General features: G+C 29.5%; 10 protein-coding genes. 4 read left to right on the forward strand and 6 right to left on the reverse strand.

Translation table 11 applies throughout. The features are described 5' to 3' along the window. Positions 1–121 precede the first annotated feature (121 nt). Positions 122–2,353: an ABC transporter substrate binding protein gene (locus RH99_RS02400; RefSeq protein WP_010233601.1), complete on the forward strand. Its 2,232-nt coding sequence runs from the start codon at positions 122–124 to the stop codon at positions 2,351–2,353. 304 nt (positions 2,354–2,657) lie between these two features. Next, positions 2,658–5,087 carry a hypothetical protein gene (locus RH99_RS02405; RefSeq protein WP_010233602.1) on the forward strand — a complete coding sequence of 810 codons (2,430 nt, stop codon included), beginning with the start codon at positions 2,658–2,660 and terminating at the stop codon, positions 5,085–5,087. A 243-nt stretch (positions 5,088–5,330) separates the two neighbouring features. Here RH99_RS02405 and RH99_RS02410 read toward each other — a convergent pair whose 3' ends face one another. The 4 genes from RH99_RS02410 to RH99_RS02425 all read right to left on the reverse strand — a co-directional run bounded on the left by RH99_RS02410 (position 5,331) and on the right by RH99_RS02425 (position 8,287). Further along, positions 5,331–5,900 carry a Uma2 family endonuclease gene (locus RH99_RS02410; RefSeq protein ID WP_010233603.1) on the reverse strand — a complete coding sequence of 190 codons (570 nt, stop codon included), beginning with the start codon at positions 5,898–5,900 and terminating at the stop codon, positions 5,331–5,333. Positions 5,901–6,064: 164 nt separating this feature from the next. Beyond that, a complete protein-coding gene (gene mntA, locus RH99_RS02415; RefSeq protein WP_010233604.1) occupies positions 6,065–6,463 on the reverse strand; it encodes a type VII toxin-antitoxin system MntA family adenylyltransferase antitoxin in 399 nt (132 codons plus the stop codon). Between the two features lie 29 nt (positions 6,464–6,492). After that, complete coding sequence (gene hepT, locus RH99_RS02420) at positions 6,493–6,975, reverse strand: type VII toxin-antitoxin system HepT family RNase toxin (protein ID WP_010233605.1); 483 nt, start codon at positions 6,973–6,975, stop codon at positions 6,493–6,495. Between the two features lie 409 nt (positions 6,976–7,384). Continuing rightward, the gene (locus RH99_RS02425; RefSeq protein WP_010233606.1) at positions 7,385–8,287 is read right to left on the reverse strand and encodes a DMT family transporter; all 903 of its coding nucleotides are present in this window, start codon (positions 8,285–8,287) and stop codon (positions 7,385–7,387) included. Between the two features lie 42 nt (positions 8,288–8,329). Between RH99_RS02425 and RH99_RS18445 the strand changes: the two genes are divergently transcribed. Then, positions 8,330–8,512 (forward strand): helix-turn-helix domain-containing protein, encoded by a 183-nt coding sequence (locus RH99_RS18445; protein WP_279373122.1) that lies wholly within the window; start codon positions 8,330–8,332, stop codon positions 8,510–8,512. A 29-nt stretch (positions 8,513–8,541) separates the two neighbouring features. On the opposite strand, the gene RH99_RS02430 is transcribed toward RH99_RS18445, so the two are convergent. Beyond that, entirely contained in the window at positions 8,542–9,585 is a 1,044-nt protein-coding gene (locus tag RH99_RS02430; RefSeq protein WP_010233607.1) for a DNA polymerase IV, read from the reverse strand. Positions 9,586–9,836: 251 nt separating this feature from the next. Here RH99_RS02430 and RH99_RS02435 point away from each other — a divergent pair, with 251 nt between their 5' ends. Beyond that, the gene (locus tag RH99_RS02435; RefSeq protein WP_010233608.1) at positions 9,837–10,784 is read left to right on the forward strand and encodes an AEC family transporter; all 948 of its coding nucleotides are present in this window, start codon (positions 9,837–9,839) and stop codon (positions 10,782–10,784) included. Between the two features lie 161 nt (positions 10,785–10,945). Here the strand turns inward: RH99_RS02435 and RH99_RS02440 are convergent, their stop codons facing one another. After that, complete coding sequence (locus RH99_RS02440) at positions 10,946–14,155, reverse strand: GH32 C-terminal domain-containing protein (protein ID WP_010233609.1); 3,210 nt, start codon at positions 14,153–14,155, stop codon at positions 10,946–10,948. Positions 14,156–14,511: the final 356 nt, after the last annotated feature.

Raw genomic sequence — 14,511 nt, forward strand, 5'->3', positions numbered from 1 at the left:
TTATTATCTTTGTTAATTTATTTCAAAATACTGTTTATGCAAAAGGTAATGAAATTGAAAAAACATATTAATTATAAGTTCAAATGAAAACTATGGTAGTTTTATAGGTGGCAATAAATCAATGTCCTGGGAGAATTCAATTATATCATCTATAGATTCAGTTTTTATAGATAGTAAACAAAATATAAATGTAAGTATTCAATATTTGGATTTTAATAATATTTCTCAAGATACATATTCTAAGGATATTTATAATTTATATAAAAACAAATATAAAAATAACAAATTTGATGCTGTTATTACTTTAGATGATTTGAATGATAGTGCCTTTAAATTTATGCTTAAATATGGAAATGAATTATTTCCAAATACCCCTGTTATATTTGGTGGAGTATCTTCTTTTGATAAATCCATGCTTAAGGACCATCCACTTTTTACAGGAATAACAAAGAACCAGGATATCAAAAGTACTATTGACGTTGCCTTAAAACTTCATCCAAAAACAAAAAATGTATTTGTAATTACAGATAAAAGTACATATGGAGTTTCTAGTAAAAATATTGTTAAAAATTTAATACCTCTATACAAAAACAAAGTGAACTTTTTATTTTCTGATGAAAGCGATATATATAAAATGAAAAAAGAAATAAACAGTCTACCTATAGATACTATTGTTTATTTGGGTGCAGCCTTTAAAGATAGTAATGGTAAACAGGTTTCAGCTACATCAGCCACAGATATACTATTTAAAGATTCTAATATACCTGTGTATTCAAGAGAAGACTTATCTATAGACAAACAGAGTGTAGGTGGAATGATGACCTATCCTGATAGCTATGGAAATAGTATAGGTAAATTAGCTTTGAGAATATTAAATGGTGAAAAGCCTTCAAGCATACCTGTTACGGAAGATACCTCACATAACTATGCATTTAATTACGATCAGCTACAAAAATTTCACATTGACACAAAGTCTTTACCTAAAGGATCAAAAATAGTCAATGAACCTGAAAAATATTTTAATCTATATAAAACTATGATTATACGTATTTTTATTCTTATTATTATATTTGTAATAGCTTTAGCAATATTTCTTATACTTCTTAATATATACAAGCGTAAACTTGCCGAAAAGCTATTAGCTGATAATGAAAGTTTACTGCAAACGCTTATAAATTCTACTCCTGACATAATTTATTTTAAAAGTACTCAAAATAAATTTTTCGGAATGAATGATGCAACTTTAAGCCTATTAAACATTACTAGAAAAGCTTATAAAAATATGAATAGAAACAAACTAAATAAGATATCTGATTTTACTAAAGAACTACTTTTAAAATTTGAAGAAAATGATAAAAAGACCTGGCAATTAGGTACTATATATAGAACGGAAGAAATTATACTAGATCAAGTTAATGACATAAATAAAATTTATGATACCTTAAGAGTACCTTTATACAATAAAGATGGAAGCCCTAAAGGCTTGATATTATTAGGTCGTGATATAACAAAGCACAAGCAAAATGAGAGAAATGAGAAACTTATCAAAGAATTAAGATACTATGATGAATTAAAAACCAACTTTTTTTCTAATATTTCTCATGAACTTAAAACTCCACTAAATTTAATATTTAGTGCTCTTCAAGTTATAGAATTAAAAAATAGAACTACTAATAAAGATAAGGATTTAGAAAAATACACTGCTATAATGAGACAAAACTGCTATAGATTACTTAGAATCATTAATAATCTTATAGACATAACAAAAATTAATTCAGGTACTTTTTTTATGCACTATCGAAATAAAGATATGGTATTTACAGTAGAAAATATTGTAATGTCTATTGTGGATTATGTAGAAAATAAGGGTATTAACATAACCTTTGATACAGACGTTGAAGAAAAAATTATGGCCTTTGATTTAGATTCCATGGAAAGAATTATACTGAATTTATTATCTAATGCAATAAAATTTACACCTAAAGGTGGAACCATAGAAGTTAATATACATGATAGGAAAGATGCTGTAGTTATTTCTGTAAAAGATAACGGAATAGGAATAGCTAAGAATAGACAAGCTTCAATATTTAAAAAATTTATTCAAGTTGACAAATCTTTATCCAGAAATAATGAAGGCAGTGGCATAGGTCTTTCTTTAGTAAAAGAATTAGTAGCTTTGCATAATGGATATGTTGAATTGGAAAGTACTCCCAATAAGGGTAGTGAATTCAAAATAATTCTTCCTGTAAGATCTTTAAAAGAAGATGATACCTATACCGAAGATAAAAATATTGAAGATGATAGCAAAATAGAAAGAATTAAAATAGAGTTTTCAGATATATATGATTATTAATGACAGCCTTCTTTTAAAATGTAACTATACCAAAGAGTAATACATATACTAACAGTAATGAGATTGCACACTGATAAAGATAACCTTTTAAGAGTATATTAGGCATATTCAAATAAATAACTAGTCAGTATGCTAGCCTATTTTGAATCCTACTGCGTCAGCAGAACCCTCAGATAGCCAAACTATCTTCGGAACCTGCTTCCTTGTTGGATTCAAAATATTCGTCGCATCTTTGGCTTACTATTTATTTTCACATGCCTTAGAGCTTTTCATTATACAAAATGCCATATGAGAGGTGAAGATTATGTCGTTTATAAACTCACTAAGAAAACTGACAGTTTTAAAAAACATATTTTTGTTAATTAAAAATATAAAGCCAAGATCATTAGTTTCTTTAGAAGATTTAATACCTGCGTATTGTTATCCTGTAAACTCTTATTATAATGAAGGATATATTGAAAAGAGTTTACCAATATATTTTAGTAAACATGAAAAGAAAAACCCTACTCGAAAAATCATTTTTACTGATAAAGATTTATTACCATTAATTGAATCTCCTGAAACTAATAAAAAGAAACACAAAAGTAAAAATAGACACCATGTTCATAGAAGAATTCATAAGGATAAAAATCTAGTAATACCTATTCAAATTCCTGAAACTATTAAAAGTAAAGATAAAAATGAAGATAGCAATTTAATAGTACCTACTGAAATTATTAAAAACGAAAATGGAATCAATATACCTATAGAAAAAAACGCAGATAATAATATTGTCCCTTTAATTGAAGCTCCTATAACTGATGTACCTAGTAAAAATTATCATTTTTGCACTACTGCTGGCAAGGAATATATACTGAAAGTATTAGCTCTTCATCACTCTCTAGAAAATTTAACTAAAGATTTTAATCTTTGGATATGTTGTATGGATGAATTAACTTATTCAACTTTATCCAAATTAAAACTATATAATGTCTACCTTCTTAGATTGGAAACAATAGAAGATAATGAACTTCTATCAGTTAAATCTTCTAGAAAGATTAATGAATACTGCTGGACATTAAAGGCTCCACTAATCAAATATGTATTAGATAATTATAAAGTACCTGATGTTATATATTGTGACTCGGATTTATACTTCTTCTCTGATCCTAAAGTAATTTATGATGAATGGAGTAATAATGATGTTTTTCTGTGTCCTCAAAGAGACATTCAATGGGTTGAAGATACCTATGGAAAGTATCAAGCAGGCTTGATTGGGTTTAAAAACACTGACAATGCTATGAAATGTCTTAACTTTTGGCGTAGTAAATGTATTGAATGGTGCTCTTCAAATCCTGAACCTTCAATGGATAGATTTGGAGACCAAAAATATTTAGATAAACTCCCTGATTTATTTCAAGGCATAAAAATATCCTATAACCTAGGAGTAAATGCAGCACCTTGGAATTGTGTTTATAATCCTAATAATAATTATAATATTTATGAAAAAGATGATTATACCTATATAAATACAGATAAGCTGGTTGCATTTCATTTTGCCACAATAAATATTTATAATGATTCTGAGTTTGACTTATGGTCTTTTAATTATGTACCTATAAGAAGAACAATAAAGGACAAAATTTATCTTCCCTATTTAAATACAATAAGGAAATGTATTGATAAAGTAAAATCAGTTGAGTACAATAATTTAAGTTTATTATTCAGTCAAAGACCTTTAAGTGAAGCACAAACATATTATAGATATCTACCTTCAAAGTTTAGAATTAAAGCAGATGACGATACCAAATATTTTTGTACTATAACAACTGCAAAATACTTGATAAGAGGATTAGCCTTTTACAACTCATTAAAGACACATGCACGTGACTTTCATCTATGGATATATTGTGTTGATGAAACCAGTTACCATATACTGAATAAGATGAAACTTGAAAATGTTACACTTCTACCTTTAGCTGTTTTAGAAGATGATGATATAAAAAGATGTAAGAAAAGCAGAAAAATAAATGAGTTCTGCTGGACACTAAAAGCCCCTTTGGTACAGTATGTACTTTCAAACTATGATGTAGATTATGTCATATACTGCGATGCTGATATATTCTTCTTTGAAGATCTATCTATAGTTTTGAAAAACTGGGTAGGCTATTATTTCTATATTTGCACACAAAGAGATGATCCTGAGTTTGAAAAAATTCACGGACGTCTACAAGCTGGCTTTATAGGATTTAAAAAAGAAAAAGAATCTCTTAGAATACTAGAATGGTGGCGCCAAAAATGTATAGAGTGGTGTTTGGATGAGCCTCAGCCTGAACTTGAGAGATGGGGAGATCAAAAATATCTTGATAAGGTCCCTCTACAATTTGTTGGAATCATGATTGAAAATAACCTTGGAATTAATGCAGCTCCATGGAATATTGTTTTAAATAACCATTTTATGGTTCATAATCTAAATGGAAAGGTATATGTAGCAAATGATATGCTCATATTCTATCATTTTGGAAGTATGGTTTTCTATAATGAATCCGAGTATGATTTGTGGAAGTTAAAACCTGTTGATTTCAATGATAGTGTAATAAATAATATTTATGTTCCATATCTTAATGCAGTGAAAGATGCCCTAAAAGAAGTTGCCCCTTATCTAAAAAATAATTTAAAAAATATGTTTACTGATAAAGATGAAAAACCTCCTATTAACTATTTTAATATAGAGGAATATAGGAAAAATCATTGACGAGGAATATGCCTTAGCTATAATCCAATATAAAAATACACTCATTTTTAGGGTGTATTTTTATAACTTTTAATGTGATTTTTTCTTACTTGATAAATCTTCAAACTTATCTAATAATACATAAACTCAGTAAATTCAGAAGACAGCTTTAAGTTTATGATAGATGATTTTATTTTTTCCCTTTCAAGAAAATAAAAAAACAGAGCATTACTCTGCTCCGTTTTCTTATTTTACTTATATTTTTTATGAAGGACTAACTCCTTTTTGAAATATATTTTCCAATTCAATTTTTAAATCTTTGTAAACTGTACTTGTATATATATCTTTAGAAGAAAATATTCTTGGAGTGCCATAAGTTCCGTTAACTAAATTGTATTGAGTTATTGACCCACTTTGTTCTACTATATTATATTCTAATACACCAAATTTTTGATATATGCGGGCCTTGATAAAATAATCATTATCAGAATATTTTTCAGATACTACTTCAAAAATAACCTTTGGTGATGAAATGAATCTTTCACCTAAAGTTTTAGCATCCTTACACATAACAAAAATATCTGGCAAAAAATTATATTGTTCATTTTCATTTTTAAATATAACTTCTATTTGCTCTGAAAAAGGCTCACATTCACTTCCATCAAAATATAAATCTAACTTTGATAATATCTTTCTTATTATTCTATTATGCCTTTGAGATGTCCTAGAACTAAATAATATCTCTCCATTTAGATATTCACAGATACCATCATATTTACTTTGAATTTCTTCAAATTCTTTTGGTGTAATAAATACATTTCTAATAGGTTCCATCTCATCATTTCCCACCTTTTATAAAGCTCTTATATTTCTATTATATATATATTCTTTCCATTTATCAATTTTTAATAATCATCAAGAACAGCGTCAATATTAGCATATCCTTCATTTAATTGACCACCTTTTATATATCCTAGATTTTAACTAGGTAGCATTCTCTAAAAACTACTAAAATAATCTTTCTCAAATTGATCTAAATAATATTTTTTATCTCCATAACTGTTTATTACATATTCTATATAATCGCACACTTTTATATAATCCGCTTCATACAAAGTTCTGCCTTCCTTTATAGTTTTAAATTGAAGAGTAATAGGTGCTTTTTTTAAATTTATAATATCGATATTTTCTATTTTAAGTATTTCTGTAATGTCACAAGCAAATTTCATTTCTTCTAAATCTTTTATATCTTTTTCATAAAGTATAGAAAAATCAATATCGCTATCTTCTCTTTGATATTCAGTTCCATAAGAACCTATTATCCATGCCCCTAAAATATTAGGCTGCTCACTAAAATACTTTTTTAAGCTTTCTATTTTATTTTCTATATTTAGCATATTATCCCCTCCAGAGCCTTTTTATTTTCTTAAAGATTCATTGATATAGTTTTAATAAAAGCTTCAAAATCTCCTAAATTATTTTGATTTATTTCGTAAATCATTTCATCATTAACATTAAAATACATATGAACAATTCTATTTCTAAATTTAGCCATAGCAAAGTAAGTATTTACATATTTTTCTTCAATAATATTTTTACTTGCTAGTATTTCAAAGCTTTCCTTATTAGTTTCTGGTTTTCCCCATCTATTTCTAGCTATTATGTGATTACTTATGTCTAACATAGCCTCAATTGTTACCTGTAATAAATACTTAGCACTATCTACATTTCTAAAATCTTCTATAAATATATCTTTAGAAATATTTTGTAACTTCTTTAACTTATCCAAGTTGCCTTGCATAAAAATTAATTTTTGTTTTATTTTAGGTAAATCTATATTATTTATAATAATACACCACCCCCACATAACTCTTGCTGTACCAGTTAGTAATTTTTCTAAAAAAATCAATCAGAAACTAGAAACTGTCTAATTCTCTTCCGATTATTACTCAAACTCTCGTATATACTACTATTTATATTATATCCAATTTATATAGAAACTTCATTACTTAGGCATATGAAAATAAATAATAAGTCAAAGATACGACGTATATTTTGAATCTTACAAGGAAACAGGTCCTGATGATAGTGGTGCTATCAGAGGGTTCTGTTAACGTAGTATGATTCATAATAGACTAGTATACTGACTAGTTATTTATTTGAACATGACTTAATGTTTTTAAACTTTTACTATTACTGAAATTGGAAAAATTATATCCTTGGGGTGTAAATATTAGTAACATGCATACAACTCTGCACTGTTTATCTTTTCATGTATTAAAGTTCACTGATCTTACTTTTATACATTTAAAATTAAATTATAATTTTTTATTTTTTACACGAGACAAAATTATAATTGTAACTATAATACATACTGTTCCTAAGCATTCCGGCATACCAAAGGGAATATGTAACCATAATACAGATAAAAAGGCTGCAGATAAAGGTTCCACAGAAGATAGTACGCTTGTTTCCGTTGGTTGTATATATTTTAAACTTTCTAAATAACAATAAAAAGCAATGAGAGTTCCAAATAATACTACAAATATAACACCAAATATTGAAGTATTAGACCATTGACCTGTAAAATTCCAAGGCTGATGGATAAAACTAAAAGTTACCCCACCAACAAGCATTCCCCACCCAACTACAAGTGTAGAACCCCATTTATTAAGAAGAGAGTGAGGTTGCAATGTGTAGAACGCTGCTGCAAAAGCCGAACTAATTCCCCAGAATAATGCTAACTTAGAAATAGATATACTATGAATATTACCTTTGGTAATTATAAAAAATGTACCTAACATGGCTAAGCCAACAGCTATAATCTCTTGTGAATTTGGAATCTTTTTACGGCGAATAGCTAAATAACAAGCAATTATCACTGGTGATAAATATTGCAGTATTGTGGCTGTTGCTGCATTTCCATATTTAATAGCAGCAAAATATGTATACTGCACACCTAACATACCTAAAACACTAAAAAATATAAGACTCAAGCTATCACGTTTAGAACTCCATATCTTCCATACATTTTGCTTATCTTTTATAAAATCATATAGTAATAAAATTAGACCTGATATTAGTAAACGAATTACAACAAGCCATTCTGGACTAAAATCTTTTTTCTGAAACAAGTATTGAGCAACAGTACCTGATATTCCCCATAACATAGCTCCTATGATTACAAGCATTATTCCTTTTATCCTTCGTTGAAATTTCACTATATTTTCACTCCTTTTTGCTATAATTATGCTAAATAAATCATAACACCTTTTGACTATTTAATAGAATATAGAATTTCAAAAGCTTCAGAATTGCTTTTAAAAAGTAAAGAACCTATTTCTAACATTGCATTTGATGTAGGATTTAATGGAATAAGTTATTTCGGAAAAGTATTTAGAAAATATATGAATTGCACACCTTCTGAGTATAGAAAAAAATATTAGAAGAAATAAATAACCTTTAAGGTAGGAATCTAAAATAAGCACAATTGCTCAATTCTCTTTTCTTTAAAGGATGAAATTGATAGTCCAATTAATCTTATTTTTTCTTCTAGTTTTAACTTTTCTAAAATACTACAAGCTTCCTTGTATATATCTTCTTCACTATTTATGTAATGTGTTAAAGTTTTGCTTTTAGTATGATTAATAAAAGATGAGGTTTTTATTTTTATAGTAATATTTTTTCCACTTAGATTCTTACTTTCCATAATATTTGCAATAGAACTAGCGAAACTTTTAATATATGGTTTTATATCTTCTTTATCATCAGTATCATTAATTAATGTAGTTTCCTTGCCAATAGATTTTCTTTCTCTAAGAATTTTAACTTCCCTATTATCAATTCCTCGTATTCTATCATATATTTCAGGCCCAAATTTCCCAAATAAATCAATTAAAAAATTTACTGGAAGCTTATATAATTCTTCTACAGTAAAGATACCAATATCATTAAGCTTTTTTACAGATTTTTTTCCTAAACCATGAACTTTATCTATAGATAAGGGAAATAGAATCTCTGGAACATCACTTTTTTTTATTACTTTAAGACCATTTGGTTTATTCCAATCTGAAGCTAATTTGGCTAAAAACTTATTATAGGATAAGCCTATAGAAATGTTGAGTCCAGTTTCTTTTTTTATTCTATTTTTTATAAAACTTGCTATGTATAGGGAATCTTTATTTACGTGAGTTAGATCTAAATAGGCTTCATCTATACTTAATGGTTCTATAAGAGGGGTTATTTCATTAAAAATATTAAATACTTTATTGGATATTTCCCTGTATCTTTCATGCCTAACCGGAAGAAAAATTCCATTAGGACATTTAGCTTTAGCCATGTAAATGGGCATTGCACTCCTTACTCCAAAAGCTCTTGCTTCATAGGAACAGGTGGCGACCACACCTCTTTCAGATATGCCTCCAACTATTACAGGTTTTCCTCTAAGACTTCTATTATCCATTACTTCAACCGATGCAAAAAAAGCATCCATATCCACATGCATTATAACTTTATCCACTGAAATTTCCTCCATTAGAACTTTTATATAAATAATTCTTGCAGCCTATATGAAAAATATGAATTAATTTTATTCACTACCTTCTATTTATAAATAGAATAGCAAACATGTGTTCTTATGTCAAATTATTCTTATGATTAGCTTAATTAAGAAAACATTATAATGGCAATTTATATATTAGACAATTTTTGTTATAATGTAACATGATACTAGAATATGAGCTTATGCTTTAGAAAGGTGAAAATGAAAAAATGGATAGTTTAATATACAGTTTAAATGCTACTATGCCAATATTTTTTGTTATGGTAATAGGCTATGTACTGAAACAGACAGGTATGCTGAATGATACTTTTATAGAAACAGCCAACAAATTCAACTTTAAAGTTACTTTACCCTTACTATTATGTACTGATATAGGATCAACTAATATAATTAAGAATTTTGATGCAAAATATGTATTGTTTTGTGCCGTGGTCACATCAATTTGTTTTTGGTCAATCTGGTTCTTTACCAAAAAATTTATGAAAGATTCCTATATGACAGGAGCCTTTGTACAAGCTTCTTTTCGTGGAAGTGCCGCCATTCTTGGAATTGCTTTTATTCAAAATATCTACGGAAATTCAGGTATGGCACCCATGATGATCATAGGTGCCGTGCCTCTTTATAACATATATTCTGTTATTGTGCTTACCTTTGAAGGTGGAAACAGTAAGCATGGCAGCGGTAACATAAAAAAAGCATGTATAAACATTATAAAAAACCCCATAATTATTGGAATTTTACTGGGGATGTTAGTATCCTTATTAAATATTAAATTCCCCCAGATGGTTGATAAAACATTGAAAAGTTTTGCAGTTATGGCATCGCCTCTAGCTTTGGTTACTATTGGGGCTGGTTTTCAAGGAAGAAAAGCACTGGCAAAAATAAAGCCAACTTTAGTGGCTTCCATTCTCAAGCTGGTAGTTCAAGCAGCTATATTTTTGCCTATAGCAGTATATTTTGGGTTTAGAGATCAAAAACTTGTTGCCTTGATTATCATGCTTGGTTCTCCAACTACAGTAAGTTGCTATATTATGGCAAAGAATATGAATAATGATGGAGTTTTAACTTCTAGCATTATTGTAGTGACAACTTTATTATCGGCTTTGACTCTGACATTCTGCATTTTTGTATTAAGAGTTTTTGGACTTATTATTTAATTAAAATAAAGCACCTTGAGTATGCATACTAAAAATCTATGCATACTCAAGGTGCTTAAACTTATTTATCTTTTCTAAAAATTACACCCCTGGGGTGAAAATTTTTTTATTTATGAAAATTTTCACCCATAGAGTCATAATTCAGTCATTTTTTATTGTTTTTACTTTAAAATCTTTACATTCACAGTCTGATCACCTTTTGTTAAATCTACATTTTGACTCCAGCTTTCATCAAGTTTATATCCTTTTGGAGCCTTTGTTTCCTTTATTACATATTGACCTGGTGCTAATTTTTTTACAGTAGCCTGTCCCTTTGAATCAGTTTTAATTGGGCTAGTTCCTATAGCATTTCCATTGGTATCATAGAGTTTAAATTCTGCTCCTTCTAATAACTTTTGGCTGTTAGAAGCATCTACTGCATTTACCTTTAATGCAGTTGCTCCACTTTTCCAAATACTATTGATTGGATATAGAGTAATATTAGCTTTTGAATTTCCACCTTTTGAATACGTTTGCATTCCTGTGCTTGTATCATCTGGGAATATAAGTGAAGCACCTGTGACTTCCCCAGCATTGCCAAACACCTCTATGGAAGACCAATCAAGGAAAATTCTAAGTTTAATTTTACCATCTTTCGTCATGCTCATATCTCCAGTTTCTACAGCTTTAAACAGATCACTTTCATAGTATCTATTGCCATTTTCCGTTGGTATCTTTCCAGATTTACTTCTATCAATTGATACCTTTTTACTAGCTATATTGTAATTCACAACAGTTTCTTGACTATTGCCTACTCTAAGCTTAAAGCCTACATCTGTAGTACTTGTACCCGGAGTAAATTCAGCATCAATTTCTGTCTGTTTACCTGTAACTCCTTGAAGTACATTTCCTGTTCCGTTAACAGTGGCATTGTTTATTACTGTAGGCGCTAAGCGCAAGCTGTTATACTCTTTTATAGGTTCTTGAACTAATCTAACCTGTCCATTTGAGTTCTTCTTCAATTTTAATTCATGCTGTAAAGTGAAAGAACCGTTATATGGATCTGTAATAGCTGATAATGCATTACAATAGTTATCCCAAGTATTCATCCAGTTAATCATAATCGTTCTGCCATCAGGAGTATTATTGTAGGTCTGTGCTGCATAGGAATCCTTACCAAAATTCATTGAAATTCTATCAGATTCCGGTACAAATGTCCATTTACCATTCACCTGTTTGAAATCACCAATTCTATAGTACCTTCCGCCTTCACTTAGTACCCATTTTGACTCATTTGTTCCCTCTACCTTAAGCTGAAAGATATCAGGACATTCAGTTTGTATTTCTGGCTGCATTGCCTCTGCTTTCCAAGTTTTAAGATCTGAAGATGAGAAGAATCTAAGAGGACCGCCGGCTGCTACCATGATCCATTTTTTAGCATCTTTATCCCAGAATACCTTTGGATCCCTGAAAGCACCATTGGCACTATCTTTTAAAGGATCGTCTGCAGTTTTTATAACAGGATTTCCAGTATATTTTGTCCAAGTTCTTCCCTTGTCTGTGCTGTAGGCAATATTCTGCTGCTGAACTCCATTATTGTCAGTAGTATAAATTGCAACTAAACCCTTTTTCTCTGGTGTATTAGTAAAGAATCCTGTAGTATTATTTTCATCTACTACTGCAGAGCCAGAGTAGATATTTCCAATGGCATCTGGATAAAGTGCAATAGGAAGCTCAGTCCAGTGAACTAAATCTGTACTCACAGCATGTCCCCAATGCATAGGACCCCACTCCTTGCCATAAGGATAATATTGATAGAATAGATGATATTCTCCTTCATAATAAACCATGCCATTAGGATCGTTTACCCAATTTTCCTTTGCAGAATAATGGAACTGTGGTCTATACTCTTCTGAGTAATAGGAGCTTGGATCCTGCTCTCTCTTAACCTGTACTAAATATGTGCTTTCATTATTATCTGCATCCTTAGCAGTTATATAAACTTTATTTATGCCAGTTGGAATAGCAATTTCAGTAAAGTCATTGTTTTGCACTGCATTATTGAAAACTTCAGTGCCCTTACTGTCCAAAACTCTTACATTTATACTGCTAAAATTAGCTGCAGTTGGTTTTATCTTTATTTTATCTGTTGTGTAACCTACAGTAGTATTATATACGTATACGTTTTCATTAAAAGCAGGTTCTAAATTTGCTCCATCAATCTGGAGACCTGTCATCTTTGGATAAGTTGAAGCATTTATATCAGTTTTATTTAAATTTTGATAAATCTCTGCTCCACTATAGTTTAATAATCCAAATTTACCAGAGCTAAAAGAACTATCATCACAGCTTGCCACAAGAGAACCATCAATATAATATTCTATATGAGATCCAATTGCTTTAACCTTTAAATTATAAGTATCCTTTATGGTAGCTAATTTAAATTCACTAAAAACCTGTGCTGAACCATTTTGAAACTTAAATAATTTTCCCATGCCAGCACCTTTGTCCACATTAGCCACATAGGAACTAGAGCCGTTGTCATTTGATCTAAACACTAAAGATGCTGCTCCTGTGGAAGGAAGCGTTACATTACTTTCATAAGTGAAATCTGATCCTGTAGTCTGTGATATGGCAAAATTATCTCCCCTTCCCTGTGAATATAAACCCTCATTGGTTTTGTTCCAAGTTCCTCCACCTAAGCCCTGAATATTTGTTAAATTAGTTAAAAATCCATTCTCATCATTATCTACTGCATCATCACTAAATTTAACATTACTAAAGGAAGCCTTTGTATTAAAACTTAAAATACCCAGGTTTCCCCCAGTCCAAGTAGGATCGTTTTCAATAAGTACAAGATTTCCATCCAAATAGAATTTAATATTCTTATTACTATCCACAGTTACTTTATAATGGAAAGTATTTTTTGCCTTTTGAGCATCAGTAAGTGGTACTGCCTTGTTAATTCCAAGTGGTTGTCCAGGAACAACCTTAAATAGTCTAATCACTCCAGTTACATTGTCATTCTGTGAATATGAATATCCTTCTGTTTTGTTAACGTTAACAGCATACCATACTCCGCTAGATGGGTTGTCCTTATTTGCTACACCAAAAGTTAGCGCCGCGGAAGGTCCATCTTCAAGGTTTACATCTGCCTCATAGGTGAATTTGGTTGCGTATGTACTAGTAACCGCAGGATTATCACCATCTTTTTTTGAAAGTTCCAATTCATTGTCTGTATTTTCAAATTCACCGTTTATAAAATCTTGTCTAGTAAAAGATTTAGTAGTTGTTTCTGCACTTGCTGATATAGGTGCTGCTGTAATGCAGGTAGTTAACAACATTGTAAAGCACACAAAAAAACTAAATATGCTCTTTCCCTTTTTTTTCATTAGAAAATTCCCCCTTTATTCATATATTAAGCCATATTAACATAAACGTTTACACTTAATCGATATCACCACCTTAAATTTATTCTTTACATAAATAAAGGAGCAATTCCCATGCCATAAAACTGTATCAAAATTATTTCAAGCAAAATCAACAATATTCTGAATCTTTTTTACACTGTCAATACACTCTATTCACTTTTTAATACATTTTTTTATATTTTTAATACAATTTCACCAATATTTCTTGGATTTTAATACATATAATATTGAAGGTATGGACTCATCACTCTTTATCATAGTGAATCTTCACCAGAAATCTATATTCCTTCTATAATAATTGAAAAAAACGGAGCAAA

The sequence above is a fragment of the Clostridium arbusti SL206 genome (assembly GCF_000246895.1).
Lineage (GTDB): Bacteria > Bacillota > Clostridia > Clostridiales > Clostridiaceae > Clostridium_I > Clostridium_I arbusti.

Coding starts and splice junctions, on each gene's coding strand:
- RH99_RS02400 (WP_010233601.1), top strand. CDS start 122: ATGTCCTGGGAGAATTCAATTATATCATCTATAGATTCAGTTTTTATA.
- RH99_RS02405 (WP_010233602.1), top strand. CDS start 2,658: ATGTCGTTTATAAACTCACTAAGAAAACTGACAGTTTTAAAAAACATA.
- RH99_RS02410 (WP_010233603.1), bottom strand. CDS start 5,900: ATGGAACCTATTAGAAATGTATTTATTACACCAAAAGAATTTGAAGAA.
- mntA (WP_010233604.1), bottom strand. CDS start 6,463: ATGCTAAATATAGAAAATAAAATAGAAAGCTTAAAAAAGTATTTTAGT.
- RH99_RS02435 (WP_010233608.1), top strand. CDS start 9,837: ATGGATAGTTTAATATACAGTTTAAATGCTACTATGCCAATATTTTTT.
- RH99_RS02440 (WP_010233609.1), bottom strand. CDS start 14,155: ATGAAAAAAAAGGGAAAGAGCATATTTAGTTTTTTTGTGTGCTTTACA.